At 70.6% G+C, this 25,817-nt stretch carries 21 protein-coding genes; 6 read left to right on the forward strand and 15 right to left on the reverse strand.

Annotation, left to right across the window (positions count from 1 at the left end):
• The first annotated feature begins 3 nt into the window (after positions 1-3).
• A complete protein-coding gene (locus tag IT371_23890) occupies positions 4-3,123 on the forward strand; it encodes an efflux RND transporter permease subunit (protein ID MCC6750719.1) in 3,120 nt (1,039 codons plus the stop codon).
• Between the two features lie 9 nt (positions 3,124-3,132).
• Entirely contained in the window at positions 3,133-4,110 is a 978-nt protein-coding gene (locus tag IT371_23895; protein MCC6750720.1) for a thioredoxin domain-containing protein, read from the forward strand.
• Between the two features lie 6 nt (positions 4,111-4,116).
• On the opposite strand, the gene IT371_23900 is transcribed toward IT371_23895, so the two are convergent.
• The 6 genes from IT371_23900 to IT371_23925 all read right to left on the reverse strand — a co-directional run bounded on the left by IT371_23900 (position 4,117) and on the right by IT371_23925 (position 10,157).
• On the reverse strand, positions 4,117-4,983 hold the full coding sequence (locus IT371_23900; GenBank protein ID MCC6750721.1) for a GAF domain-containing protein: 867 nt from the start codon (positions 4,981-4,983) through the stop codon (positions 4,117-4,119).
• A 7-nt stretch (positions 4,984-4,990) separates the two neighbouring features.
• Entirely contained in the window at positions 4,991-6,073 is a 1,083-nt protein-coding gene (prfA, locus tag IT371_23905; protein MCC6750722.1) for a peptide chain release factor 1, read from the reverse strand.
• 133 nt (positions 6,074-6,206) lie between these two features.
• Positions 6,207-6,413, reverse strand: coding sequence for a 50S ribosomal protein L31 (gene rpmE / locus IT371_23910; protein ID MCC6750723.1), 207 nt, complete (start codon positions 6,411-6,413; stop codon positions 6,207-6,209).
• A 133-nt stretch (positions 6,414-6,546) separates the two neighbouring features.
• Complete coding sequence (locus IT371_23915) at positions 6,547-7,866, reverse strand: hypothetical protein (GenBank protein ID MCC6750724.1); 1,320 nt, start codon at positions 7,864-7,866, stop codon at positions 6,547-6,549.
• Positions 7,867-7,961: 95 nt separating this feature from the next.
• Complete coding sequence (gene rho / locus IT371_23920) at positions 7,962-9,209, reverse strand: transcription termination factor Rho (GenBank protein ID MCC6750725.1); 1,248 nt, start codon at positions 9,207-9,209, stop codon at positions 7,962-7,964.
• Positions 9,210-9,878: 669 nt separating this feature from the next.
• Positions 9,879-10,157: an acylphosphatase gene (locus tag IT371_23925; GenBank protein MCC6750726.1), complete on the reverse strand. Its 279-nt coding sequence runs from the start codon at positions 10,155-10,157 to the stop codon at positions 9,879-9,881.
• Positions 10,158-10,235: 78 nt separating this feature from the next.
• Between IT371_23925 and IT371_23930 the strand changes: the two genes are divergently transcribed.
• Together IT371_23930 and IT371_23935 are read left to right on the forward strand one after the other, a co-directional pair.
• Entirely contained in the window at positions 10,236-10,601 is a 366-nt protein-coding gene (locus tag IT371_23930) for a PilZ domain-containing protein (GenBank protein ID MCC6750727.1), read from the forward strand.
• Positions 10,602-10,847: 246 nt separating this feature from the next.
• A complete protein-coding gene (locus tag IT371_23935) occupies positions 10,848-13,676 on the forward strand; it encodes a methyltransferase domain-containing protein (protein MCC6750728.1) in 2,829 nt (942 codons plus the stop codon).
• Positions 13,677-13,727: 51 nt separating this feature from the next.
• On the opposite strand, the gene IT371_23940 is transcribed toward IT371_23935, so the two are convergent.
• The 9 genes from IT371_23940 to hemE form a co-directional block, all read right to left on the reverse strand.
• Positions 13,728-14,849, reverse strand: coding sequence for an anhydro-N-acetylmuramic acid kinase (locus tag IT371_23940; GenBank protein MCC6750729.1), 1,122 nt, complete (start codon positions 14,847-14,849; stop codon positions 13,728-13,730).
• A gap of 68 nt (positions 14,850-14,917) precedes the next feature.
• Positions 14,918-15,850, reverse strand: a complete 933-nt coding sequence (murQ, locus tag IT371_23945) for an N-acetylmuramic acid 6-phosphate etherase (protein MCC6750730.1) — start codon at positions 15,848-15,850, stop codon at positions 14,918-14,920.
• Positions 15,851-15,858: 8 nt separating this feature from the next.
• Positions 15,859-16,668 (reverse strand): 4-hydroxy-tetrahydrodipicolinate reductase, encoded by an 810-nt coding sequence (locus tag IT371_23950; protein MCC6750731.1) that lies wholly within the window; start codon positions 16,666-16,668, stop codon positions 15,859-15,861.
• The gene (locus IT371_23955; GenBank protein MCC6750732.1) at positions 16,665-17,540 is read right to left on the reverse strand and encodes a 4-hydroxy-tetrahydrodipicolinate synthase; all 876 of its coding nucleotides are present in this window, start codon (positions 17,538-17,540) and stop codon (positions 16,665-16,667) included. Before IT371_23955 ends, IT371_23950 begins: the two co-directional genes overlap by 4 nt.
• 32 nt (positions 17,541-17,572) lie before the next feature.
• Entirely contained in the window at positions 17,573-18,079 is a 507-nt protein-coding gene (locus IT371_23960; protein ID MCC6750733.1) for a tetratricopeptide repeat protein, read from the reverse strand.
• Between the two features lie 82 nt (positions 18,080-18,161).
• Positions 18,162-19,100: a bifunctional riboflavin kinase/FAD synthetase gene (locus IT371_23965; protein MCC6750734.1), complete on the reverse strand. Its 939-nt coding sequence runs from the start codon at positions 19,098-19,100 to the stop codon at positions 18,162-18,164.
• 145 nt (positions 19,101-19,245) lie between these two features.
• Entirely contained in the window at positions 19,246-20,832 is a 1,587-nt protein-coding gene (locus IT371_23970; GenBank protein MCC6750735.1) for a hypothetical protein, read from the reverse strand.
• 243 nt (positions 20,833-21,075) lie between these two features.
• Positions 21,076-21,954, reverse strand: coding sequence for a hypothetical protein (locus IT371_23975; GenBank protein ID MCC6750736.1), 879 nt, complete (start codon positions 21,952-21,954; stop codon positions 21,076-21,078).
• Positions 21,955-22,176: 222 nt separating this feature from the next.
• A complete protein-coding gene (hemE, locus tag IT371_23980) occupies positions 22,177-23,208 on the reverse strand; it encodes a uroporphyrinogen decarboxylase (GenBank protein MCC6750737.1) in 1,032 nt (343 codons plus the stop codon).
• Between hemE and IT371_23985 the strand changes: the two genes are divergently transcribed.
• On the forward strand, positions 23,207-24,097 hold the full coding sequence (locus IT371_23985; protein MCC6750738.1) for an SUMF1/EgtB/PvdO family nonheme iron enzyme: 891 nt from the start codon (positions 23,207-23,209) through the stop codon (positions 24,095-24,097). The genes hemE and IT371_23985 overlap by 2 nt on opposite strands.
• A gap of 108 nt (positions 24,098-24,205) precedes the next feature.
• Positions 24,206-25,810, forward strand: coding sequence for a methylmalonyl-CoA mutase (locus tag IT371_23990; GenBank protein MCC6750739.1), 1,605 nt, complete (start codon positions 24,206-24,208; stop codon positions 25,808-25,810).
• Positions 25,811-25,817: the final 7 nt, after the last annotated feature.

Raw genomic sequence — 25,817 nt, forward strand, 5'->3', positions numbered from 1 at the left:
GCCATGTTCGCTCGACTGGTCCAGGGATCCGCACGGCACCCCTATCTGGTTGGAGGGGCGACGCTCCTGCTGCTCGCGGGAGGCACCTTCGCCGCGCTGCGCCTGCCCATCGACGCGGTCCCGGACGTCTCGACCGTGCAGGTCTCCGTGCTGACGGAGGCGGCGGGACTCTCGCCCCCCGAGGTCGAGCAATCGGTGACCTTTCCCATCGAGACGGCGCTCAACGGCGTGCCGGGGCTCGTCGAGCTGCGCTCCGTCTCGCGTCCCGGCCTTTCCGCCGTGACAGCCGTCTTCCGGGACGGCACGAACGTCTGGTTTGCGCGCCAGCTCGTGCTCGAGAGGCTTCGAGAGACGCAGGAGACGCTTCCCCCCGGGGCGTCGGTGCCCCAGCTCGCCCCGGTTTCGACCGGCCTGGGCGAGATCTTCCAGTTCGTGGTGCGTTCGCCCCTCCATTCGCCCAGGCAGCTTCGGACGACGCTCGAGTGGGAGATCGTACCGAAGCTGCGGGCCGTGCCCGGGGTCATCGAGGTCAACGCGATGGGCGGTGACCTCAAGCAGTACGAGGTGCGCCTCGATCACTCGCGCCTCTTTGCGCACCACCTGACGATCGGCGAGGTCCGGCGGGCCCTCAGCTCCGCAAATTTGAACGCGGGTGGCGGCTACGTCGAGCGGGGGAGCGAGACCCTGGTCATCCGTGGGCTCGGACGCCTGGCCAACGAGAGCGACGTGGGCAAAGCCGTGGTGAAGAGCGAGCCCGGGCGCCCTCCCGTGCTCGTCAGGCACCTCGGCGAGGTGCGCGTCGGGGCGGCGCTACGTCACGGCGTGGTCACTCGCGACGGGGAGGGCGAGGTGGTGACCGGTGTCGTGATGATGCTCCTCGGGGCGAATAGCCGAGAGGTGGTCACTCGGGTGAAGCAGAAGCTGGCCGAGGTGCAGCGCGAGCTGCCGCGTGGCGTGATGATCGATACGGTCTACGACCGCGCCGACTTCATCGGACGCACTCTGGGCACCGTGATGCGTAACCTCGTGGAGGGTGCACTGGTCGTCGGGGTCGTGCTCTGGCTCTTGCTCGGGACCCTCCGCGGGGCGCTGGTGGTGGTCCTGGGCATCCCGGCCTCGATGACCTTCGCCTTGGCGGGGATGCACCTCTTCGGGGTGACGGGAGACCTCATGAGCCTCGGGGCGATCGACTTCGGCTTCCTCGTCGACGGGCCGATCGTGGTGCTCGAGGCGCTCGTTGGCATCCTGGCGGGGCGCAAGCTCTCGCGCGAGCTGTGCGCCGACGCGTACGGGGCCGCGACGGCGCGGGTGATTCGGCCTGTGGTGCTCTCCGTGGCGATCATCATGCTCGTCTACCTGCCGCTGCTCCTCCTCGAGGGAGTCGAGGGGAAGATGTTCCGCCCCATGGCCGTGACGATGGCCAGCGCGCTCTTCGGGGCGGTGGTCTACTGCGTGCTCTTCTTCCCCGGGCTTCTGGTCTTGCTGGTCCCGCCTCCGAAACGACATGGGCCGGCCTGGCTCGGCTGGCTCGACCGCTGCTACGCGGCGTGGTTGCCGGGGCTTTTGCGCCACCGCTGGGGGCTCGCGGCTGCGGGGGCCTCCTGCACTACGGTCGCGGTCGCCGCCGTCGCCGCCCTGGGCGCCGACTTCGTGCCACGCATCGACGAGGGGGACGCCGTGGTGACGATTCGTCGCGCCCCCTCCATCAATCTCACGCAGGCCCGCGAGCTCGACCTGGCGACCGAGCGCGTGCTGAAGCGATTTCCCGAGGTGCGGACCACGATCGGCATGACCGGACGCGCGGAGATCGCCTACGACCCCGTGGGCTACGACAACACCGACATGCTCGTGAAGCTGCGCCCGAAGGCGGAATGGCGCACGGCGCGCGACCTGGACGGGCTATCGGAGGTGCTCAAGCGCTCTATCGAGGCGGAGGTGCCTGGGACCTTCGTCTCGGTCTCGCAGCCGATCGAGGACCGCACGAACGAGCTCCTGAGCGGGTCGCGGGCGGACGTGGCGATTCAGCTCTTCGGCCCCGACCTGCTCTCGCTGAAACAGCTCGCGGAGCGGGTGGGTGCCGTGGCGCGACGCGTCCCGGGGGCGGGGGACGTGCGCGTAGAGCGCCTTCTGGGACTGCCGAGCCTCGTCGTGCACCCGGATCGCGCTCGCCTGGCCCAGCACGGGGTCAAGGTGGAAGACCTCTTCGCCACCGTGGAGGCGGCGCGCGTGGGCCTCAAGGTGGGCTCGATCTACGAGGGACAGCGGCGCTTCGATCTGCGGCTGCTCACGCCCGTCGGGTCGCGGCCCGAAGATCTGGCCGCGCTGCCCATCGAGGCCGCGGACGGTCGGCCGATTCCTCTCGGGGAGGTGGCCCGGCTCGAGGAGACCGACGGGCCGGCGCAGGTGCGGCGCGAGAACCTCGAGCGGACGGTGCGCGTGGAAGTGAACCTCCGGGGGCGCGACCTGGTTTCCTGGGTCCGAGAGGCGCAAACGACGCTCGCGCGGGAAGCGCCGCTTCCGTCGGGCTACCGCGTCACCTGGGGCGGGCAGTTCGAGAACTTCGATCGCGCGAGCCGACGGCTGGCCGGGGTAAGCGTGATCGCCGCGCTGATCATCTTCGGCATGCTCGTTGTCATCTTTGGCAACGTGCGCTACGCGCTGGCGGTCTTCGGGCTCGTCCCGCTCGCCCTCGCCGGCGGAGTCCTGGGCCTGGGCGTGCGTGGAATGACCTTCAGCATCCCCGCCGCCGTCGGCTTCATCGCCCTGGGGGGGATCGCAGTTCTGAATGGTGTGGTCACGGCGAGTGCGGTGCGCGAGCGGATTGCGGCGGGGGCCTCCCTGGCCGAGGGGGTCGCCCTCGGGGCACGAGACACGCTTCGCGCGGTGATCACCACGGCGGCCGTCGCTGCTCTCGGTTTCTTGCCGATGGCCAGCTCGACCGGCGCCGGCTCGGAGGTCCAGCGCCCGCTCGCCACGGTGGTGATCTTCGGCATAGCCTTCTCTTTGCTGCTTTCCGTGACCGTCTTTCCGGGGGTGCTGCGCATCTTCCTCGAGACGAGGGATGCCCGCCCCACGGCCTCCGCGGACGCGCCACGTATTGACAGCGACGCGCCGAGGCCGTAGCCCTTGAGGATGTCGAAGCGTCTCCTCGTTCTCTCGATTCTTCTCGGCGTCGCCCTGTTGCCTGCGGGCTGTCGTTCACCCAAGGGCGCCGTCGTCGGGCCAGCCGCACCGGCCTCGAAACCCAAGGCCGCGAAGGGCTCCCCCACCGAGGACCAGCTCGCCCACCGGCTCATCCGCGCGTGCGGGGGGGACCCGTCCAAGGTTCCGGCCCCCTTCCAGGAGCGCTTCCTGCGCCTCGTGCAGGAGCAGAAGTGTCCCTGTACCGGGCGCTCCGTGGGGCCGCTCGCGGAGTGCACGCTCCCCGGCGACAAGCAGTGCATCCGTGGCGTGTTCGCCTCCCGAAGCATCCTGCTCGGGCTGGCGCACGGCGGCACCGACCAGGAGATCGGCGAGCAGCTCGTAGGGCGCTTCGGTCCCCGGACCCCCGAGAAGATCGACCTGGCCCAGGCGCCCTGCCGAGGGCCCGAGAAAGCGGCCGCGGTCTTCGTGCTCTTTTCCGACTTCCAGTGTCCCGGATGCGCGATGGCCCGAAAGCTCGGCGAGACGCTCGAGAAGGCCGCCGGGCCCTATGTCCGTCTTTGCTTCAAGAACCTGCCCCTGCGCAAGATCCACAAGCAGGCGCAGCTCGCCGCGCAGGCGGCGCTGGCGGCCAACAAGCAAGGCCGCTTCTGGCCCATGCACGACAAGCTCTTCGACAACCAGACCGCCCTCGACCGGGACGATCTTCTTGGCTACGCGAAGGAGCTCGGGCTGGATGCGAGGCGCTTCAAGGCCGACCTGGACTCCTCTGCCGTGAAGGCTCAGGTGGAGCGCGACGTGGCCGAGGCCGAGCGGCTGGGCGTGCAGGGGACGCCGACCTTCTACATCAATGGCCGCGAGATGACCGACCCGATGACCGTGCCCCACTTCCTCGATTGGATCGCCGAGGCCGCGGCGCTCGCCAAGGCCAAGGAGGGGGGGCCAACGAGTCGGCCGGCGGGCAAGTAGCCTGCGCTAGCCGTCCAGCCGCTCTCCGAGGCGGCGGGCCAGGTAGTTGAGCACGTGCAGCTCGCCGTCGGTGAACGACCCGGCGAGCCCGATCCGGTTCACGAGCTCGAGCGCTCCGACGACGCGCCCTCCCTGCCAGATCGGCGCGCTCGCCACCGAGCGCGTCTCGCCGCGCCCCTGGTCGATGGCCGTGCGCAGGTGGGGGCTCTGCGCCAGATCCACCACGTTCAGCGCCACGCCCTCTTGCACCGAGAAGCCCGCCACTCCTTCGCCGAGCGCGAGGGTGAGCCCGACGATCTGGAGCGCCTTAGGCCCGCGGGTGGCCACGAAGTGGACGCGGCCGTCTTCCGCGTCGTAGAGGAGCACGGCCCCCGCCTCGGCCGGGATGAGCGCCACGGCGATGTCGAGCGCGTAGCCCACCGCCTCGGCGCTCGACGGCTGGGCCTCGAGATCTTGCGCGTGGGCGTAGGCCGAGCCGAGCAGGCCATCCACGTCCACGGCGGCATCCTGCGTCGGCGGACGTGAGGCCTCGGCGGCGAGCGCCGGGTGCACGGGGTACGCGCGCTCCGTGGCGAGCCGCGAGACCCCCGGCGCCGAGGAGGGGCGCGTGACGGAGGGGCGGTGAGCGGAGGGGGCCGGCACGATCTCGCCGGGCTCGGCCGGACGTAGCGAGAAGACGCGCCGCCGGTCTCGGTCGTGCACCAGGATGCTCTGGTCGGCCTGGATGCGGCAGACGAGGCCGAGGGCGGCTCCCTGGTCCCCTGCCTGCCGGCGCGCGATGCGCAGAGCGGCGAGCCAGTCGCTGGCCTCGACCCGCATCACCCGGTCCGTGATCTCGGCGTTGCCCGAGGAGAGGGTGACGACCCACTGCATGGGGCGCTCAGTCGCCGGCGGCCGCGCCGGCCGCTCCCCCGGTCTTGAGGGCCTCGGCCTGGTAGAAGGTTCGCAGGGCGTCGAGCACGGTGTCGATGTCTCCGTCGAGGACGGAGGGGAGGTTGTGCACGGTGAGCCCGATGCGATGATCCGTGAGGCGGTCCTGCGGGAAGTTGTAGGTCCGGATCTTCTCCGAGCGTTCGGCGGAACCGACCTGCGACCGTCGGGCTTCGCTGCGCTCGGCGTCCTGCTTCGCCTGCTCCTGCTCCAGCAGGCGCGAGCGGAGGATCTTGAACGCCTTGGCCTTGTTCTTGTGCTGCGACTTCTCGTCCTGGCAGAGGACCACCAGCCCCGACGGGATGTGCGTGATGCGCACCGCGCTGTCGGTGGTGTTGACCGACTGCCCCCCCGGTCCGCCGGACCGCATGACGTCGATCCGCAGGTCCTTGTCGTTGATGTGGACGTCCACGTCCTCGGCCTCCGGCAGGACCGCCACCGTCGCCGTCGAGGTGTGGATACGCCCCTGCGCCTCGGTGGCCGGCACGCGCTGCACGCGGTGCACGCCGCTCTCGTACTTGAGGCGGCTGTAGACCTTCTCGCCCGAGATGAGCGCGATGAGCTCCTTGATCCCGCCTGAGGCGCTCTCGCTGATGCTGAGCACCTCCCAGCGCCAGCGCTGTCGCTCGGCGAAGCGCATGTACATGCGATACAGGTCGCCGGCGAAGAGCGAGGCCTCTTCCCCGCCCGTGCCGGCCCGGACCTCGAGCAGCACGTTTCGCTCGTCGTTCGGGTCCTTGGGGAGGAGCAGGATCTTGATCGCCTCCTCCAGCTCCTCGATGCGGCGGCGATCCCGGTCCAGCTCCTCGCGCGCCATGTCGCGGAACTCCGGGTCGTTCAGCAGTTCCTTGTTCTCGGCGATCCGCAGGTTCGTCTGGCGGTACTCGCGATAGGCCGCGACGAGCTCCGCCAGGTCCGCGTGCTCCTTCGAGTAGCGCTGGAACTGGTCCCGGTTGCCGATGACCTGGGGGTCGCAGAGCAGCCCGTTCAGCGTCTGATAGCGGTCTTCTACCTCGGCGAGCTTGTCGAACATGGGCTATCGATCTCGGGTGGAGGGGGCCCAGGGCGCACGAAGGCCCACGCGGCCCATTGTAGCGCGAAAGACGACGGATGGGGTTGGGTCGGTGCCGCGTGCGCGCAGGGCGCCGGAGCCAGGAGGGGCCCCGCTACTCTCCGGTGCGGCCGTACTTCTTATTGAACCGCTCCACGCGGCCTGCCGCGTCGAGGAGCTTCTGCTTGCCCGTGTAGAACGGGTGGCACGCGGCGCAGATGTCCACCTTGAACGAGCCGCGGCTGGAATAGGTCTCGACCTGATGGCCGCAGGCGCATTCGATGGTGGCGGGCTTGTAGGTGGGGTGAATGGCTCGCTTCATGGCTCAACTCTCCGGGGTGGACCTATAGCGCGCGGGGGAAGGGGCGTCAAGATCGGGCGTGGCGATCGGTCCGCCGAGGGTCCGGCGGTGGGAGGACGGGTCGGGCAGGCCGCCGCCGGCTCCCTCCGGCGCCTCACTTGATTCGGATGCAGGTCCCCATCTCGAGCATCAGGTATTCGAGGATCCGCTCCTGGGGCAGGAGCTCGGCCGCCTCGCCGTAGGTGTGGTACGAGGAGAAGACCACGCGGCCGCACCCCTTGTGGTCCCCATCGAGAAACTCGTAGCTCAGGGTGAGCGGGCGGGGTCCGATGCCGCCGGCCCACTTGGCCTCGCCGCGCACCCAGGTCGTGACGGGGAGCTGGCTGTTGCCCGAGCTGGCCACTGCCCACCCGGTGTCGAAGCCGCGCACCTCCACCTTGCCGTCGGGGCCGAGAGCGTTGATCTCGGGGAGGGCCAGCCACTTCCGGAGCTGTTCGTCCAGCACCTCGGCGCGCAGGACGAGGTCCGGGCTGCCGAGCTCGGCGGCGTTGTGCTCCTCGGGCTGGGCGGCGGGGGTCTGCGGCGAGCCCTCGAAGTTTACGTACTCGGGGAAGGTCTGCTCGAGGAAGTCATAGGAGACGTCGGTGACGAAGAGGCGTCCCCCTTGCCGCACGTACTCCTTGAGGTTGTTTCGCGCCGGGCCGGGCGAGGTCACGAGCTCCTCGAAGCGCGTGCCGCAGTTGATGAAGAGGAGCTGGTAGCTCCGCATGACGGCGCCGTTCTGCAGGAGCGCCTGGAGGCTCTCCGGGCCGGTGCTCTGGTCGCGCCCGTTGTAGACGGTCTTCTCCTTCACGCCGAGCTTGTCGAGCACCTTCTCCAGGCGGTCCCAGGCCCCGCTCACCACGGCGATACGTGGGATCGTGTCCCAGGGGCCCCCCTCGCGCTGCTTGCCGGGGAGGGTGGACTGCTCCCTCGGCACCTCGAGGCTGCCGCACTCCGGGACCGTCACCTCCACCACCCGGCGGAAGTGCCCCTTCTGAAACGCGAGCTGGAAGGTGCCGTTCGGTACGCGGTCCAGCTTGAAGGAGCCGTCGGCTCCGGTGATCGTCTGCGCCCGGAACTTGCCGCCGATCGCGCAGCTCTCGCACTGCACGGTCGAGCCGAGCGAGGAGAGCGCCACCGGCACGTAGACCGCGGCGCCCGCCACGGGGTCGGTGCCGTTCGGCGCGTAGACCTTGCCCGTGACCGAGGGCGGCGGAGCGGGAAGGCACGGATTCACGTAGGCGTCGGCGACCGGGCCCCCCTCGTGCGGCGCGACCTGGCCGTCGGTGGGCGAGACGCCCTGGTCCTCGTAGAAGCTCGTCGCGCTCTTGCAGCGCGGAAGGGCGAACCCCACCGCCGCGGCGAGGCCGAGCGGGAGCAGGGCGGAGAGCATGGAGCGAAGGGGGCGCGTGCGAGAGCGAGGAGCGGACATTGCGGTAGCATGCCTCGCGCCGAGGGGCGCGCGCCAGATGGATGATGCCTGGGGGAGGTCGTGCGGGGCGAGCCGGGGACGACGGAGAGGTCGAACTAGCCGCTCATCGAGGCAAGGAACTCGGCGTTCTTGCTCGTCTTGGAGAGCTTGTCGAGGAGGAACTCCATCGAGTCGATCACGTTCAGCGGGTGCAGGAGCTGGCGCAGGATCCAGACGCGGTTCAGCACCGCCTGCTCGAGGAGCAGCTCTTCCTTGCGCGTGCTCGACTTGTTGATGTCGAGGCAGGGGAAGATGCGCTTCTCCATCAGCTTGCGGTCGAGGTGGATTTCGCTGTTACCCGTGCCCTTGAACTCCTCGAAGATCACCTCGTCCATGCGGGACCCGGTATCCACGAGCGCGGTGCCGATGATCGTGAGGCTGCCGCCCTCCTCGATGTTGCGGGCCGCGCCGAAGAAGCGCTTCGGCTTGTGCAGCGCGTTCGAGTCCACACCGCCGGAGAGGATCTTGCCGGAGGGGGGCACGACGGTGTTGTAGGCGCGGGCGAGACGCGTGATGGAGTCGAGGAGGATCACCACGTCCTTCTTGTGCTCGACGAGACGCTTGGCCTTCTCGATCACCATCTCGGCCACCTGGACGTGCCGTGCCGCGGGCTCGTCGAAGGTGGAGCTGATCACCTCGCCACGGACCGACCGCTCCATGTCGGTGACTTCCTCGGGCCGCTCGTCGATGAGCAGCACGATGAGCACCACGTCGGGCTGGTTGGAGGTGATGGCGTTGGCGATGTTCTGCAGGAGCACCGTCTTGCCGGCGCGCGGCGGGGAGACGATCAGGCAGCGCTGCCCTTTGCCGATCGGCACGAGCAGGTCGATGATGCGCGTCGAGAAGTTACGCTGCTCGAACTCGAGGTTCAGCTTCTGGTTCGGATAGAGCGGCGTCAGGTTGTCAAAGAGGATCTTCTCCCTCGACGCGTCCGGCGGCTCCATGTTCAGGTTTTCGACCTTGAGCAGGGCGAAATAACGCTCCGAGTCCTTCGGGGGGCGGATCTGGCCGCTCACCGTGTCGCCGGTGCGCAGGTTGAAGCGCCGGATCTGCGACGGGGAGACGTAGATGTCGTCGGGGCCGGGCAGGTAGTTGTAGTCCGGCGCGCGAAGGAAGCCGAAGCCGTCCGGGAGCGTCTCGAGCACGCCTTCGCCGTAGATTTCGCCCTTCTTCTCGGCTTGAGCCTGTAGCAGCGCGAAGATCAGCTCCTGGCGGCGCATGTTGGAGGCCCCTTCGATGCCGAAGTCGTGGGCCATGTGCGCCAGGTCCTTGATGTTCATGCGCTTGAGTTCGCTCAGGTTCAGAGGGGCCGGGTTGCTCATGAGTTCTCCTTGCTGCGGGCCGCCGGAGGGCGGCGCGGACGCCGGGCCGGCGGGCCCGGGCATGGCGGGTCGTAACGTCTTGCGTTGTGGGCTGGCCTTGGCCAGCGCGTCTTCGTTTGAAGTTCCTCGGATGATGGCCAGGGCTCGGTCGAGCCCTGCGGTCGAATCGGAAAAAGCTGCGCGCAGTATGTGATCGGAAAGTCGGCCGATGTCAAGGCCCGATTCGGCGGGCCCCAGGGTGATCGAGTTCTCCGGATGGAAGAGACCGGGGAGGGCCTAGGGGCGCTCGTGACGCGGGCCCTGGCGGACGCCGCCGCTTGCATGAGCCGGCAGCGGGGCGGAGTGGGCCGGCGCAAGCGGCGGCTCGAGCCCTCGCGCCAGCCGTGGATCGGGGGGAGGGCGGGCGGCTGGCACTCGGGACGCTGCCCGGGCCTCGCTTCACCTCGCGCCCCCTTGGGCTCCCGTGATCGCGGTGTAGGCGTGGCGGGTGGACCGCGCGCGAGGGCTCGAGGGAAGCACGGGGTGATGGCGGCGGTGTGCGGCGGGGATCGATGCGAAGGCCTTCAGCGCGGTGCTGCGCCGCCCCCTCCATACCCCCATCTCCGAGAACTCCACCGCCCTGCGGGGGCCCGGTCCGCGGAGGGGCCCCGGTCAGTCCGCCACGTGGAAGCCGTGGTGCTCCCCGGTGGCCCCCGAGAACTCGGCCTGCACCGTCTCCACGCGGGCCGCGGGGGGCCCGTGACCGCACCAGGTCCTGAGGGCGTCGAGCGCGGGGTCTGGCCCCTCGGCCAGTAGCTCGACCGAACCGTCCGGGCGATTGCGAACCCAGCCGGAGAGGCCCAGGCGAGCGGCCTCTCGCTGGGCCGACGCCCGGTACCAGACCCCCTGGACGCGCCCCTGAATGACGAGGTGCATGCGGCGGGCGTGCATGCGGAGAGGATAATCCTCGCGAGCTCGCCGGCGGGGCATTTTTTTGGCCCGAGCGCCGCTCCTCCCTAGGATGGAGGGATGCTCAATCACGACACGACCTCTCGTCCCATGGAGCGTCGGGCCTCGGACCGCCGTCCCTGCCGTATGCCCGTCCGCGTCTTCGCCGAGCCCGGCCCGATGGCGGAGTCCTTCCACCTCGATTCCTGCGACGTCAGCGAGGAAGGCGTCTTTCTCGCCACGGAGCTGCTCTTTCCGGTCGGGGAGTGGCTGGAGGTGGAGCTCACCGTCCCCGGTCGAGCTCGCCCCATCCGTCGCCGCGGCCGTGTGACGAGGGTGCTGGTAGACGACGCCCTGCCGGGGCCGGGGGTGGCGGTGCGCTTCCACGGCCTCACCGAGGAGGAGCGGACGGCGCTCGGACGCCTCAGCGCGGACGCTCTGCGCTAGAGGAATCCCCCCGGTCCTCGGGCCGGGCCCGCCGGCGGCCACGCCCCTCGGTCCTCCCCTGGCCACCCCCACGGCGCAGTGGGTTTACAACCGAGCCCGGGCCCGATACAAAGGACTGCCGCGCGGTCCGCGGTCGAGGTCCGTCCAGCGGATCCCCCCTCAGGTCGTCGAGGAGCGCCGAAGGGCGAGACTCGTGGGCTTGGGCGGCCGGTCCCGCCGAGGACCCCCAGCCTGGAGACGATTCGGATGCCGCAAGAACAGTGGGTCCAACGCCTGGTTCGGTATCAGTACATCGAGAGCCTGCTCTTCGATCGGCGCGTGCTCGAGATCGGATGCGGTTCGGGCCGAGGGGCGGACTTCCTCGCGAGCCGCGCCGCGCAGGTCGTGGGGCTCGACACCTCCTCGGTGCTGCTCGGGCGGGCGCGCGGGCTCTACGCCCACGCGAACGTCGAGTTCGTGGTGGGAGAGCCCGACCGACTGGTCCTCCCCGACGAGTCCTTCGACGTGGTCCTCGTCCCCGAGCTGGAGCGCTGGATCACCCGCGGCTCGCTGATGCCGGAGATCCGGCGCGTGCTGGCTCGCGAAGGCGTGGCGCTCTTCGCCGTGCCGAGCGCCGAGAGCGGCTACGCGCACGCCATGGACTACGGCGACCTGGTCGAGTTTCTTTCACAGGCCTTCGCGAACGTCCGCCTCCTCGGTGAGATCCCCTTCGCGGGGACGATCGTCGCCGACTACCAGCCGGAGGACGACGAGCTCGACCCGGCGCTCGACTGCACGCTGGTCGAGGAGGACGAGCCGCCGACGCACTATCTCGCGCTGTGCAGCGACCGGCCGCTGCGGCCGCTCGGCTACGGGCTGCTCCAGGTCCCCGCGCTCGCGACGGACCGCCGGCAGTTCGAGCACCTCGCGGAGGAGCTGGACCGCACGCGCCAGCGACTCGGTCAGGCCGAGGAGGCCGCGCGACGGGCCCAGGCCCACGCGCTGCGTCCGCCGCTGCCGGCTGGCATGCGTACCCAGGCGGAGGAGGTCGACGCGGGCGCGCGAGCAGAGCTGGAGGCGGAGGTCTCGCGTCTTCGAGAAGAGCTCGCCGAGGCGGAGCGGCGGGGGCTCGAGGCCAGCACGGAGTCCCGACAGGAGCTCACGGCGGTGCGGCGGCTCCTGCGCGAGAAGGAGGACCTCGCAGCGCAGCTTGGTGGAGAGCTCGAGTCGGCGCGCGCGGCGCTCGCGGAACTTCGCACGCAGGTCCGTCAGCGCCCCACGGCCGAGACGGCGGTGTCGGGGAGCCGGGCCTCCGAGCTCGGCGTGTTGACGCGCGATGCGGTTCCAGGGCAGCTCCAGGCCCTCCAGAAGTGGGCCGAGAGCTGGGAGGGACGGCTCGAACGGGAGCGGCAGCGGGCCGAGGCGCTCGAGTCACGGCTCGAGCAGGAGCGGAATCGCTCGGACGCGGAGCGCACGCGGGCGCAGACGGCGGCGGAAAGCTCGCTCGAGGCTCGGGCTCGGGCGGAAGCGGAGCGCGCGCGGGCCGAGGCGGCGGAGCACCTGGTCAAGGAGGCGCGAGCGCTGGCCGATCAGCACCGGCAGCGCGCCGAGGGGGCGGAGCGGCGCTGCGACACGCTCGTCGGGCGGATCGAGCAGGAGGCGGCGGAGCTCTCCCGGCTGCACCAGCGGCTCGCCGAGCTGCAGGGCATGCGGCAAGCGGACCAGTGGCGCATCGACGAGCTCACGGGTCGCGTGAAGGAAGCCGAGGCGCGAGCGGGCGCCGGCGCGCCGCCGCGGCCGTTCAAGCAGGCGCTCACGGAGAGCGACGGGGCGGTGGCCACGCAGGTAGCGGTGGAGGCGAAGAGCAAGGCCGAGGCGCGGGTCGCGGGGCTCGAGCGGGACCTCGAACGCGCGCGCGCGGAGGCGGCGTCGGCGAGGAAGGAGCTCGCCGCGGCCGAGGAGCGACTGCTCGAGGCGCAGGGAGCCCTGACCAAGCTCACGGAGGAGCTCGACGGTCAGGCGCCGAAGATCGCGGAGCTGGAGAAGAACCTCATGCGCTCCGAGTCGCGGGTGGTGGAGGCGTCGCGGCGCGCCACGAACTCCGAGTCGAAGATCGTCCAGATGGAGGTGCGCCTCAAACGTTCGGAGGCCGAGGCGGCGACGCTCTCCAAGTGGGCCGAGCAGCTGCGCGAGGAGCTGAAGGAGGCGCAGGGCAAGTCTACGGTGCGTCCCGCCACGCCGGAGCCAGAAGTCCAGGCGCTGCGCAACGACCTGGCCGAGGCGCGCACTCGCGCCGCGGAGCTCGAGGGGCGCTGCGATCGGCTGCTGGCCGAGGTGGAGCAGGCGGGCGCCGCGCTGCGCGAGAAGGAGCGCGAGCTCAGCGAGGCGCGGCGGGCCTCGGATGGCACCCTGCTCGAGGAGGTTCGTCGCTTGCGGACGCAGGCGACGCGCGTGGAGGAGCTCGAGGCGGAGGTGAAGCGACTGCAGCGCGACGGCCGGAACGCGCGGCAGGCCGAGGAGCGCCTCCGCGACGCGGAGCAGGCGATGGCCGAGCTGCGCGAGACGAAGCGCGAGCTGGTCGAGCTGCGCGAGCGGGTCCGTGACGTGGACGGAGCGTCGGAGGAGCTGGAACAGCTTCGCCTCGACGCCGAGCGGCACAAGCGGGACGTGAAGGAGCTCGAGCGGCTCGCCCGGGAGCTCCAGGCTGCACGTGCCGAGGTGACGCGGCTCGAGCAGGCGGCGGCGCGCGGAGGGGCTGCGCCCGTCGGGCGGGCTCCGGTGGAGGCCGAGGCGAACGAGCTCCTGCGGGTCCGGCAGCACCAGCTCGAGGCGCTTCTGGAAGGGGCGGCGCTTCACCGCGATGAGGCCGAGCGCTTGGCGGCGCGTCTCGCGGAGCTGAACAGCCTGTGCGATGAGCTGAAGGATGAACGGGAGGAGCTCGCGCGGCAGCTCGAGCAGTGCCGGCGGACGTCGGCGGCCTATCAGCAGCAGGCCGACGGCGCACGCCGCGAACTCACGGAGCTGGGCCGCGAACTCGCGCGCACGCAGGGCGAGCTGAAGCGGTACAAGGGGGAGCCGCAGCCCGCGCGGTCCTGAGCCCGACGACGTAGCGATCCGGAAGGGCGTGGTCTTCGGACCGCGCCCTTCTCATTCGTGCCGGGTGGGGAGCGTGATCTTGCCGAGGATTCGTGGACCGCGCGCTCCCGTGGCGGTCGGGACGTTTCCCGGCGCCGCGAAGAGCGTCTCGTGGGCCAGGATGGCGAACCCGACCGCTTCCTTGGCGTCGGGGTCCATCCCGCGCTCGGCGAGCGAGGCTACGGGAAGGGGCGCCAGGCGCGCGGCGAGTCGCGCGAGGAGCGTGCGGTTGTGCACGCCCCCTCCCGAGACCCAGAGGCGCGTCACCCGGCGGTGCGGCAAGACGAAGCGCTCCAGAGCGAGCGCCACGCTCTCCACCGTGAAGGCCGTCAGGGTGGCCACGAGGTCGTCGAGGCGTCCTGCGAAACGCGCGAGCAGCGGGTCCACCAGGGCGCGGCCGAAACGCTCGCGGCCGGTGGACTTGGGGGGCGGCGCGGCAAAGTAGGGGTCACCGAGCAGTTCGTGGAGCAGCGACGTGTCGACGGTTCCGCGCGCGGCGCGGGCGCCATCCCGGTCGTAGCGTTCGAGCCCGCCGGAGGCCGCCTGCGCCGCCAGGTCGAGGCACATGTTGGCCGGTCCGGTGTCGAAACCGAGGAGCTCGTCGAGCGAAGCTCCGAGGACAGTGACGTTCGCGATCCCGCCCAGGTTGAGGAGCGCGACGGAGGTTCCCGTCTCGCGAAAGAGGAGGTAGTCGGCGAGAGGGATGAGCGGCGCCCCCTGGCCTCCGGCCGCCACGTCGCCCACGCGGAAGTCGCTCACCACGGGGAGCCCCGTCCGCTCGGCGATCACGGCGGCCTGTCCGATCTGCAGGGTCGCTCCGCCAACACCCGACAGCGGGTCTGGGGGGTCGTGCCGCGCGGTCTGGCCGTGCGAGCCGACGAGGTGCACCTCGCCAAGGGTGAGGCCCGCGGCAGCCACCACCCGCACAGTCGCCGCGGCGAAGGCCTCTCCGAGCTCGAAGTCGAGGCGGCAGAGCTCGGCCACGCTCCCCTCGGGGAGGGCGATGACACGCCTCGCGAGGACAGGGTCGAGAGGGGTGCTCTCGAAAGCGAGGAGTCGCGCGTCGAGGGCTTCGCCGTGGCCACGCAGCTCCACCAGGGCGGCGTCGATCGCGTCCGCGCTGGTCCCGGACATGAGGCCCACCACCCGCCGCGCCGGGAGCTGCCGCAGGCCGACGAGCTCGAGCAGCGGGTCGGCGGCGCTCACGGCGGGCCCCCGATCACGTCGCGCAGCCGGTGGCGCGCCTTCCTGAGCAGCACGCGCGCGGCGCTGCGCGACACACCCAGCCGGTGCATGACCGCGGCGACCTTGATGCTCTGTCCCGCCTCGGCGAGGAGCTTGGCCGCCGGCCCGGTCGCGAGGCCGGTGAGCTGCTGCACGATGCGCGTCGCGCGCCGCACGAGCTTGCGATTGGTCGGGCGCACGTCGACCATCAGGTTGTCGTAGACCTTCCCGAGGCGAATCATGCTCGCGGTGGTCAGCGTGTGCAGCACGGCCTTGGTGGCCAGGCCAGCCTTCATCCGCGTGGACCCCGCCACGATCTCGGGCCCTACGGGCAGGGAGACCACGAGGTCCGCGTGTCCCGCGACCACCGCGTGCGGCGCGCAGGTCACGAGCAGCGTACGGCACCCTCGGAGCCGCGCTTCGGCCAGCGCGCCGAGGACGAAGGGGGTCACCCCGCTCGCCGTGATGCCGCAGACCGCGTCCTTCGGCGAGGCCTCGAGCCGCCGGATCGCGCTTCGCCCCTCGGCGAGGGAATCCTCCGCCCCCTCCACGGCGCGCAGGAGAGCTCGACGCCCACCGGCGATCACCGCCTGGACGAGCGAGGGCGGGGTGCCGTAGGTGGGCGGGCATTCGGCGGCGTCCAGGGCGGCGAGCCGCCCGCTGGTCCCGGCGCCCACATAGAGGAGCCGTCCTCCGCCGTCGAGGGCGGCCGCCACGAGCTCCACCGCCTCGGCGAGCGGGCCCTCTGCCGCGGCGACCGCCGCGAGGGCACGTTGGTCCTCCTCGTGGATGAGCCGCACGAGCCGCCGCGCCGGTAGCGTGTCGAGGTGCCGGACGGCGGGGTTCGATTGCTCGGTCGGCAGGCGACCGTAGTCCACGTCCGAGGTCTTCGGCGAGCTGCGGCGTGGCATCGGAGCTCCTACTTCAGCCCGAGGACGTCCTGCATGTCGTAGAGCCCGGGCGGGTGCTTCGCCGCCCAGCGCAGCGCGCGGAGCGCTCCCCGGGCGAAGGTCCGGCGGTTCGATGCGCGATGGGTGATCTCCACGCGCTCCCCCTCGGTGCAGTAATAGACAGTGTGGTCCCCGACCACGTCGCCGCCCCGCAGGGCCAGCACGCCGATCTGGTGCGACGGGCGTTCGGGTAGATCGCCCTGTCGCCCGGTGCAGAGGCGCGTCGAGAGCGGACCGAGCTCGCAGGTGGCCTGGGCCAGGGCTTCGGCCAGCCGCAGCGCCGTCCCCGACGGGGCGTCCTTCTTGTGCCGGTGGTGGGCCTCCACGATCTCGAGGTCGTATTCGGGACCGAGCAGCCTCGCCGCGTCGGCCACGAGCCGCAGCAGCACATTCACCCCGACGCTCATGTTCGGTGCGCAGACCACCGCCGAGCGCTCGGCCGCGTGGGCGAGCAGGGCGCGCTCGTCGGAGCCGAGCCCCGTGGTCCCGACGACGAGGGGCAGGCCGCGCTCCGCGCAGAGCGGGGCGAGCTGCGCCGTGACCTTCGGGGCGGTGAAATCGATCACCCCCTCTGCCTGGAGCACGAGCGCCCGGAGGTCGGCCCCGATGGGGACGCCGAGAGGCCGGGCCCCGGCGACGAGCCCCGCGTCCTGACCGAGAGCGGCAGACCCCGGGGCCTCGGCGGCCGCGGAGAGCTCGAGGTCCTCGGCGCTCGCGAGCTCCGCCACGAGCGCGCGCCCCATGCGACCCGCGGCGCCGGGGATCCCGACGCGCTTCACGACAGCACCCCGAGCCGCCGCAGCTCGGCCGTGAGGCGCTCGAGCTTCTCGCCTCCGAGGGGAACGAGCGGCAGGCGCAGCTCGTTCTGTCCGAAGCCGAGGGCCGCCACGCCGGCCTTGACCGGGATGGGGTTCGATTCGACGAACATGAGGTCCATCAGGTTCTGGTACTGGTAGTGGATGCGGCGCGCCTCGTCGAGCGCTCCTTTGCGCGCGGCAGCGATCATCTTGGCCATCGGGCCGGGGATGACGTTCGACACGACGGAGATGACGCCGTGGCCGCCGAGCAGCGTGAGCCCGAGGCAGGTCGCGTCGTCGCCGGAGAGGACGGAGACCTTCTCTCCGCATGCGGCGACGACCTGCTGTCCGCGGGCCAGGAGCCCCGTGGCCTCCTTGATGGCCACGATCCCGGGGAGCTTCGCGAGCTGGGCCATCGTCTCGGGGAGCAAGTCGCAGCCCGTGCGACCGGGGACGTTGTAGACCACGATGGGGAGCTTCACCGCCGCGGCGAGGGCGGAGTAGTGCGCCACGAGCCCGGCCTGGTTCGGCTTGTTGTAGTACGGCGTGACGTGCAGCAGCCCGTCGGCGCCGGCCTCGGCGGCCATCTTGCTCAGCTGGACCGCCTTGGCGGTGGAGTTCGCGCCGGCCCCCGCGATGACCGGCACGCGCTTGCGCGTCTGCTCGACGACGGTGCGGATGACCTGGGCCTGCTCCTCGTCGGTGAGCGTGGCTGACTCCCCGGTGGTGCCGCAGGGGACGACGGCGTCGATCCCCGCCTCGATCTGGAAGTCCACGAACGCCCGCAGGGCCGACAGGTCCACGTTCCCCCCACGCATCGGGGTCACGAGGGCGGTGATCGCTCCGGTGAACATGCTCGCTCCTTGCCTGAAGGGGCTTCCGCCCGCTAGTCGCGATCGTGCACGGGGACCATGCCCGAGTGCGCGATGGCGACGAATCGTCCATCCTCTCCGAGTGCGCCGACGGCGGCCAGCGCGAGGTCCGCTCCGGGGGGCGCCGACACGGCCAGCTCTCCTTCGATCTGTCGCAGCGGCACGTCGACGGGGGCGGCGTCGGCGCGCGCGGGGAAACCCACCACGCGCAGCACGAGCGCGCCTTCCTCGCCCAGCACGAGCTCGGCGCGCGTCCTCGCCTCCGCCGAGACCCGGTACCGACAGGCGAGCCCGTCTCCGCGCCGCTCGAGGTGCACCCGCTCCGAGTCCTCGCCGCTGGCGGCCTCGGGGGTCGTCCGGCGCCGCGCGACCTCTGCGAGTCCGGCCAGCGCCTGCGGGTCGCCGGGTTGCTGCGCCAGGACCTGCTGCAGGATGCGCTCCGCGGCGTCGAGCTTGCCCTGCTCGAGGTAGATGCGCGCTATCGTGGCCGTGGCGAAGGGCTGGCTCTCCTCGCGGGGCACCGGAATCCTCCTCAACGAAGCATCGAGAGTGCGTCGCCGCCGCGCGCGCGGCAAGCCGAATGATGCGGCCCGCGGATGGCGATCATCGGGGCCGTCCCGCGAAGTAGCTCCTCGCGGTGGCGATGTCGGCCCGGATGGCCTCCACGAGCGCCCCCGCCGAGGGGAACTTGCGCTCGTCGCGCAGCCGATGCGCGAAGTGCAGGCGCAGGCGCTGGCCGACGAGCTCGCCTTCGAAGTCGAGCAGGTGGGCCTCGACCGTGGCCAAGGGCGATCCGCCGAAGGTGGGGGCCGTGCCGATGTTGACCACGGCCTCCCGCTCGTCGCCCGAGGCGAGCGTGGCACGCGCCGCGTAGACGCCGCGGCCGGGAACGAGCTCGTTCTCCGAGGCCAGGTTGGCCGTTGGAACGCCGATCGTTCGCCCCCGGCCCTGGCCGGTGACAACCACACCGTCCACGAAGTGGTCGCGCCCGAGCAGGAGCGTCGCCCCCTCCATGCGTCCCATCAGGACGAACTCGCGGATCTTGGTGCTCGAGACGACGATCTCCTGCGCGCAGACGGCAGGGAGTCCCACGGTGGTGAAGCCGTGGCGGTGCCCGAGCTCGGTCAGGGTCGCGAGCGACCCCCCGCGCCGATGCCCGAAGACGAAGGACTCTCCCACCACGACGTGCTGCGCGCCGAGGCCCCGCACGAGGACCTCCTCCACGAAGGCGTCCGGCGCGAGCGAGGCCAGGGCCTCGCCGAAGGGCTCCACGACGACGGCGTCGAGGCCCTGCGCGGCGAGCAGCTCGAGGCGCTGGTCGAGGCTCGTGATGAGTGGTGGAGCCAGGTCGGGCTTGAAGTAGCGGGCCGGGTGCGGGTCGAAGGTCAGCGCGACGCCGCTGCCGCCGTGCGCGTGGGCGAGCTCTTTCGCGCGCCGCATCAGCGCCTGGTGGCCGAGGTGCACGCCGTCGAAGTTGCCGATGGCCACGGCTGGCCCGGCGAGCATTCCGCGTAGGCCCTTCGCGCTCCGGAAGACCTGCATGACGCGGGAAGATGTAACAAGCCCCCCTCGTCCAGGCAAGGGGCAGTGGAGAGCCGGGAGTGGCGAAAGGAGGCGAGGGGGGCGGGCGTCGGGAGCTTCCCGCGCCAGCCGCGTCGCTGCGGCGGGCGTTACGGGGAGTCAGGGGCTAGTTGCAGGAGCCCTGGGCCTTGGCCTGCTCGGTGAGCTTCTTGTCGCAGTTCGCGAGATCCTTGTTGTGCTGGCAGATGTTCTGCTTGATCGCATCCGCCGCCACGCCGCTGAACTTGAAGCGGTTGTTGGCGAGCCAGGTCGGGCTGCCGCTGATCTCGAGCTGCTTGGCGATCTTGATGTCCTCTTCGAGCAGCTTCTTCCCTTCGTCGCCGGTAGAGCACTTCTCGATCGCTGCCGCGACGATGCCGTCCTTGGCGCAGGGCTTCCAGTCGTCGGAGCGGTAGTTCTTGTTCCGGCACCACATGTAGTCGAGGTACTTGTTCTTCTTCCCGTAGAGCTTCTTCGCGCAGAGCTGGCGGATGTTCTCGTCCACCTCGGGCTGGCCGTGCAGGGCGCTGAAGCCCGTGGGGGTCTTGTCGGCGATGTAGTGCACGTCGAAGGCCACCTTGCCCTTGAAGTTGTCCAGCACCTCCTTCATCGCGTCCACGGCCTGCACGCCGAACGGGCACTGGGACATGATGAAGACCTCCACCTTCTTCGGGACCTCCTTGCGGCAGGTGAGCGTGGCCTGGCAGGTCTTGTCGTCGCAGTCCACCTTGCCGTCGCCGGTGTCGTCGACCTTGTTGTCGCAGATCTCCGCCGTCGGGTCGAAGTTGGCCGGGATGCGGAGCATCTTGTACTTGCCCTTGTCCATCATCCAGCGGGAGATCGTGGAGTAGCGCTCGGACTTCTCGACGCCCGCCTCGAAGAGCCACACCGGCAGGTGCTTGAGGTCCAGCTCCTTGTAGAGCTTCTTCCCTTCGGCGTCCGCGTAGTCGACCGTCTTGACGGTGAGCTTGGGGAAGAAGCGGCCGCGCAGGTTGGACTCGAGGCCCGCCGTCTGGCACTCCTTGCAGCGCTTGTCCGTGACCACGGTGACGGTCACCGCCACGGGCTCGGGGATCTTCTTGCACGCCTCGGGCTTGTCGCCCGGCATCTTCTCGCAGAGGGCGCGCATGAAGTCGATCTTGGAGCGGCCGCCGTTATAGTCGGTCCCGGCCAGCTTGATCGTGGGGCTCCCTTGCGCGCCGGCAGCCGTCGCGCGCTTCATCGATTCGCGGAGCAGGTCCTTGCCCTGGCTTCCCTCGGAGCAGGACTTGATCTGGCCCTTGTCGAGCTCGGCCTGGTCCGCGCAGCGCTCCCAGCCGTCGGGGATGCCGCCCATGTTCTGGTTCTGGCAATCCACGAACTTCATGTACTTCTTGGCCTCGGGGGCCTGCTTGATGGCGCAGAGCTGAAGGATGTTCCCCTTCACCTCGGGCTCGCCGTGGAGCGCCGTGAAGGCGCCGTTCGCCTCGCTCACGATGAAGTCCAGGTGGAAGTCGATCCGGTCGCCGATCTCGTCGATCACCGGCTTGATGCCGTTTTCGGCCTCTACGCCGAAGGGGCACTTGGACATGACGTACATCTCGAGCTTGACCTTGGGGCCAGAGCTCGCGGTGCTGGCCGACCCTTTGCCCTTCACCGGCTTCAGGTCCTGGCAGCCGCTCGCCAGGGTCATCGCCATCGCGAGCGCCCCGGCCCGGAATATACTGATCTTCATAGTAAAACTCCCTTTGAAACAGGTTCTTCGGAGACGAACGTCGGGATGTCCTAGCACGAAAGAAATCGCCGCGCCACACCCAGTAGGGGCGGTGATTCGATTGGAGCGGGCCCTGATGGAGGCCCGGGCGTCCGCGAGGAGCGCCGGCTTGGATGCAACCCGGAGGCGAGGCGGTTCATTCCTGGGGTGCGGGAGGGGAGAGCCAGGCGAGGGCGGGGTCGGCGGGTCTACGCCAGATCCGGTCTACTTGAGGGCGTCGCTTGCCGGGCGTGGTAGCTGCGCGAGCTGGTCCGCGGCCACCTTGACGTCGCCCAGGGCCCAGCCCTCGGCCCCCTTGCGCAGCGTGGCGTGGCCCTTGATCCTGCGGCCGCCCACGAGCTTGGACTTGGCGCGGGATCCGTCCGGGTTGACGCGGGACTGCCAGTCGCCGCCCAGGATCACCTCGAAGCGGAGCTCGCGACGGTCGACGTACTGCGTGGCCTTGCTCACCTTCACTCGCCCGTCGAAGATGCGCTCCTCGACACCTTCACCCGCGAAGAGCTGCTGCACGCGCTCGGCCAGAAGCCCGCGCACCACGCGCTTCGAAGGCCCGAAGGTGGCGTAGAAGGCCTCGGCGTTGCCTCCCGCGGTGAGGAACGCGTTGGCCAGCTCGAAGGCGCTGGCCATGTCGGGGACCCGCAGCTTGCCGTACTCGGGGAGTCGCCTGTTGCGGATCTCCGTGCGGACGGCCTCGGGGCTCGCGCCCGGCGTGCGCTTGAAGACCAGCTCGAAGCCGCTGTCCAGGAACTCGAAGCCCTCGCGGATGCGCCCTTCGAGCATCCGGTACTTGTACGCGGCGAGGTTCACGATGTCGTGGCCGTCCACCTGGCCGGCGATGCCCGTATAGGACGTGCTGCCGCTGCCGGTCACCTGGCCCCGACGATCCGTGAAGGTCCGCTTCCGCTCGCCCCCGTGGTAAGTGGGTCGCTCGTTTCGGCCCCGGATCTGCCACTGCGCTCCGCCGTAGGCTCCGCCGTTGTTCCAGAACTCGAGCGGGTGCGGGTCAGCCGCCTGCGCCGGGGCAGCCAGGGCGAGTCCGAGCAGGGCCGTCAGGCTGAAGAGGATGCGTCGGTGCGCGCTCATGTTCCTCCGTGGGCCGGGTGATGGCGCCTCGAAGGCGCCGCGGCCTGCGCGGGGCCATGAAAGCAACGCCCGTGCCCAGGGTGGCGTTGGGCGGAAGTCGAAGAAATGCGAAGACAGATCCCGACGCCTGCCGTTCGGCGCGCCGTGGCTCGCGGGCCTGCCGGCTGGGAGCCCCTGCCGACGATTGTGGGCGCTCGGGCGGGGACTCCGAGCACCGGCGGATCAGCGCGCGGAGAGGCGGTGTACCAGCTCGACCAGCAGGCGCGCGTTCTCCTCGGGCGTCTCGGGCAACACGCCGTGGCCCAGGTTGAAGATGTGCCCCGCCGCGCCGTCCACCGCGGAGAGGAGCTCGCGCACGCGGGCCTCGAGGGTGGCGCGAGGGGCGAAGAGCAGGCAGGGGTCGAGGTTCCCCTGGACGGGGACCTGCTGACCGAGACGGCGCCGGGCCTCGCCGATGTCCACGCGCCAATCGAGTCCGACCACGTCGGCCCCCGCCTCGCGCAGGAGCTCGAGCAACGTGGAGGTGGCCGTGCCGAAGTGGAGCCGCGGCACGCCCAGGTCGGCGAGGCTGGCGAAGATGCGCTGGCTGTAGGGGAGGACGAAGCGCCGGTAGTCGGCCGGCGAGAGGATGCCGGCCCACGAGTCGAAGAGCTGTACCGCGTGGCAACCGGCCTCCACCTGCGCACGGAGGTGTCGCGACACCATCTCGGTGAGCTTCTCGAGGAGTGCGTGCGCCGTGCGCTCGTCGGTGACCATCATCCGCTTGAAGCGGTTGAAGTCGCGCGAGTGCTTTCCCTCGACGAGATAGCAGGCCAGCGTGAAGGGGGCACCGGCGAAGCCGATCAGGGGAACGCGTCCGCCGAGGCCGGAGAGAGTCAGCCGGATGGCCTCCATCACGAAGGACATGCGCTCCACGGGGTCCACGACCTCGAGAGCGGCCACCTCCGCGGCGGTGGCGATCGGGTGTTCGAGGACCGGACCCTTGTCGGTAATCTCCATCGGCGCGCCCATGGCGCGGGGGAGCACCAGGATATCAGAGAAGATGATCCCGGCGTCCACGCCGAGCTGCTCGACGGCGTCCACCGTGACCTGGGCAGCCAGCTCGGGGGTGCTGCAGAGCTCGAAGAACGAGACCCGCTCGCGGATGCGCCGGTAGGACGCTTGGTATCGACCGGCCTGGCGCATCAGCCAGACGGGCGTGCAGTCCACTGGCCGGCCGCGGCAGGCCTCGATGAAACGGAAAGGAGCAGGCATGGTGACCTCCACGTGGCCGCGGAGCATAGCGCAGGGACGCGAGGGTGGCGTCGCCTTTCGTCGCGCCGCGCGGGCGGTCGGTGCGCTATGCTCCGCAGCCGTGCGCGCGTTTGTTCGGGTCGGGTGTCTCTGCTGGGCCGCCCTGCTGCTGGCTCCTGCCGTGCGGGCCGACGAGCTCGTGCTCGTGCCCGCGGGGACCTTCCCCATGGGCAGCCTCGGCGGGGACGCGGACGAGCGGCCGGTTCGGCGCGTGACCCTGCCGGCCTTTCGCATCGATCGTACAGAGGTGACCCAGGGAGCGTACGCCCGCTGCGTGGCCGCCGGGGCCTGCCGACCGGCGCGGCGCTACGCCGGCCTCGAGAGCGCGGAGCTGCCGGCCGTGGGGGTCTCCTGGGAGGACGCCGTTGCCTACTGCCGCTACGTTCGCAAGCGGCTCCCCACGGAGGCTGAGTGGGAACGCGCGGCGCGCGGGACCGACGGTCGAAGCTACCCCTGGGGGGCGGGGCTGGATTGCCGACGCGCGAACTTCGGCAACTTCGACGGCGAGGGGCCCTGCGCGGGGACGCACCCGGGGCGCGTGGGACCGGTCGGCCGCTTTCCCGGCGGGCGGAGTCCCGTGGGGGCGTTCGACATGGGCGGCAACGCGTGGGAGTGGGTCGCGGACTGGTACGGCCCCTACGGCGGCCCGACGACGGACCCCCGTGGACCTGTGCGAGGCCGCTTTCGCGTGGTCCGCGGCGGGTCGTGCTGCTCGTACTTCGCCATGCCCCGCGCGACGAACCGCGCGCGCTTCGAGCCCGACTACGCCGGGGACGACGTCGGCTTTCGCTGCGCCTCCTCCGTCGGAGGCCACGTCGGGCCTTCGAGCGCGTCTTCGAGCGCGCGTTGACCGCTCGGCGCAACCGCCGTAGAACTCGGACACTGTGGTGCGACACCGGAGGTCTGCCGCGCGGCGGACCCGTGACGCGCCCGAAAGGCCCGTGACCGAGGAAGAGCCATGGCCCAGGACTCCGCAGGACGCCCGAAGAAGTACGAGACGATGTCGGGGCTTCCGCTGAAGGCGCAGTACGGCCCCGACGATCTGCCCCCCTTCGAGGAGGTGGGTGCGGCCGGCGAATACCCCTTCACGCGCGGGATCCATCCCACGATGTACCGTGGCCGGGCCTGGACCATGCGCATGTTCGCCGGGTTCGGCACCCCCGAGGAGACGAACCGACGTTTCCACTACCTGCTCGAGCAGGGGCAGACGGGGCTCTCGACGGCCTTCGACATGCCGACGCTCATGGGCTACGACCCCGACGACCCGCGGTCCCTCGGCGAGGTCGGGCGCGAAGGGGTCTCCGTCGCGTCGGTCGAGGACATGCTGCGCCTCTTCGCCGGCATTCCGCTCGACCGCGTCAGCACCTCGATGACGATCAACGCGCCGGCCATCGTGGTGCTGGCGCTCTACGTGGCCGCGGCCGAGAGCCAGGGCGTGGCCCCTGAGGCGCTGCGCGGCACCACGCAGACCGACATCCTCAAGGAGTTCATCGCGCAGAAGGAGTGGATCTGTCCGGTGCGCCCGTCGATGCGCCTCGTCCGCGACATGCTCGTCTGGTGCACCAAGCACGCGCCGCAGTGGAACACGATCAGCATCAGCGGCTACCACATCCGCGAGGCCGGGGCGACCGCGGTGCAGGAGCTCGCCTTCACGCTCGCCGACGGGCTGGCCTACGTGGCGCTCGGACAGCAGGCCGGCCTCGACGTGGACACCTTCGGCAAGCGGCTGTCGTTCTTCTTCGACGTGCACAACGACTTCTTTGAGGAGGTGGCAAAGTTCCGCGCGGCGCGGCGCATGTGGGCGCGCTTCATGAAAGAGCGTTTCGGCGCCAAGGATTCGCGCACCTGGCTCCTCCGGACGCACGCCCAGACCGCGGGGGTTTCGCTGACGGCGCAGCAGCCCTACAACAACATCGTGCGCACCACGCTCCAAGCGCTCGCCGCCGTGCTAGGCGGGACGCAATCGCTCCACACCAACTCCTTCGACGAGACGTACGCGCTTCCGACGGAGGAGGCGGCCACCATCGCGCTGCGGACGCAGCAGATCGTCGCCGACGAGAGTGGCGTGGCGCAGGTCGTGGACCCCCTCGGTGGGTCGTACTTCGTCGAGGCGCTCACGACCAAGGTAGAGGAGGCGGCGATGGAGTACATCCGCCGCATCGACGAGCTGGGGGGGATGACGCGGGCCGTGGAGCAGGGCTACCCCCAGCGCGAGATCAGTCGCAGCGCCTACGAGGATCAGCGCAAGGTGGAGGAGCAGCAGCGCATCATCGTCGGCCTGAATCGCTACCGCACCGATGGGGGCAAGGACGTCATTCCGACGCTGAAGATCGAGCTCGAGGGCGAGCAGCGCCAGAGAGAGCGCATTCGCGAGCTCCGGGGGCGGCGGGACGCGGCGCGCGTGCGGCGGCTGCTCGACGACGTGCGGAGCGCCTGCCGGGAGGAGGCCGCGTGCACCTTCTACCCGATCCTCGAGGCGGTGCGGGCGCACGCCACCGTCGGGGAGATCTGCCGCATCTTTCGCGAGGAGTTCGGCGAGCACACCGACCCTGCGTACCTGTGATCGACAC

It is taken from the genome of Deltaproteobacteria bacterium (genome assembly GCA_020848905.1).
GTDB lineage: Bacteria > Myxococcota_A > Polyangia.

Coding starts and splice junctions, on each gene's coding strand:
- murQ (MCC6750730.1), bottom strand. CDS start 15,850: ATGCCACGCCGCAGCTCGCCGAAGACCTCGGACGTGGACTACGGTCGC.
- rpmE (MCC6750723.1), bottom strand. CDS start 6,413: ATGAAGCGAGCCATTCACCCCACCTACAAGCCCGCCACCATCGAATGC.
- IT371_23930 (MCC6750727.1), top strand. CDS start 10,236: ATGCTCAATCACGACACGACCTCTCGTCCCATGGAGCGTCGGGCCTCG.
- IT371_23895 (MCC6750720.1), top strand. CDS start 3,133: ATGTCGAAGCGTCTCCTCGTTCTCTCGATTCTTCTCGGCGTCGCCCTG.
- IT371_23925 (MCC6750726.1), bottom strand. CDS start 10,157: ATGCACGCCCGCCGCATGCACCTCGTCATTCAGGGGCGCGTCCAGGGG.
- IT371_23955 (MCC6750732.1), bottom strand. CDS start 17,540: ATGTTCACCGGAGCGATCACCGCCCTCGTGACCCCGATGCGTGGGGGG.
- prfA (MCC6750722.1), bottom strand. CDS start 6,073: ATGTTCGACAAGCTCGCCGAGGTAGAAGACCGCTATCAGACGCTGAAC.
- IT371_23935 (MCC6750728.1), top strand. CDS start 10,848: ATGCCGCAAGAACAGTGGGTCCAACGCCTGGTTCGGTATCAGTACATC.
- IT371_23900 (MCC6750721.1), bottom strand. CDS start 4,983: ATGCAGTGGGTCGTCACCCTCTCCTCGGGCAACGCCGAGATCACGGAC.
- IT371_23990 (MCC6750739.1), top strand. CDS start 24,206: ATGGCCCAGGACTCCGCAGGACGCCCGAAGAAGTACGAGACGATGTCG.
- IT371_23890 (MCC6750719.1), top strand. CDS start 4: ATGTTCGCTCGACTGGTCCAGGGATCCGCACGGCACCCCTATCTGGTT.
- IT371_23965 (MCC6750734.1), bottom strand. CDS start 19,100: ATGCAGGTCTTCCGGAGCGCGAAGGGCCTACGCGGAATGCTCGCCGGG.
- hemE (MCC6750737.1), bottom strand. CDS start 23,208: ATGCCTGCTCCTTTCCGTTTCATCGAGGCCTGCCGCGGCCGGCCAGTG.
- IT371_23940 (MCC6750729.1), bottom strand. CDS start 14,849: ATGTCCGGGACCAGCGCGGACGCGATCGACGCCGCCCTGGTGGAGCTG.
- IT371_23975 (MCC6750736.1), bottom strand. CDS start 21,954: ATGAGCGCGCACCGACGCATCCTCTTCAGCCTGACGGCCCTGCTCGGA.
- IT371_23985 (MCC6750738.1), top strand. CDS start 23,207: ATGGTGACCTCCACGTGGCCGCGGAGCATAGCGCAGGGACGCGAGGGT.
- IT371_23970 (MCC6750735.1), bottom strand. CDS start 20,832: ATGAAGATCAGTATATTCCGGGCCGGGGCGCTCGCGATGGCGATGACC.
- IT371_23915 (MCC6750724.1), bottom strand. CDS start 7,866: ATGTCCGCTCCTCGCTCTCGCACGCGCCCCCTTCGCTCCATGCTCTCC.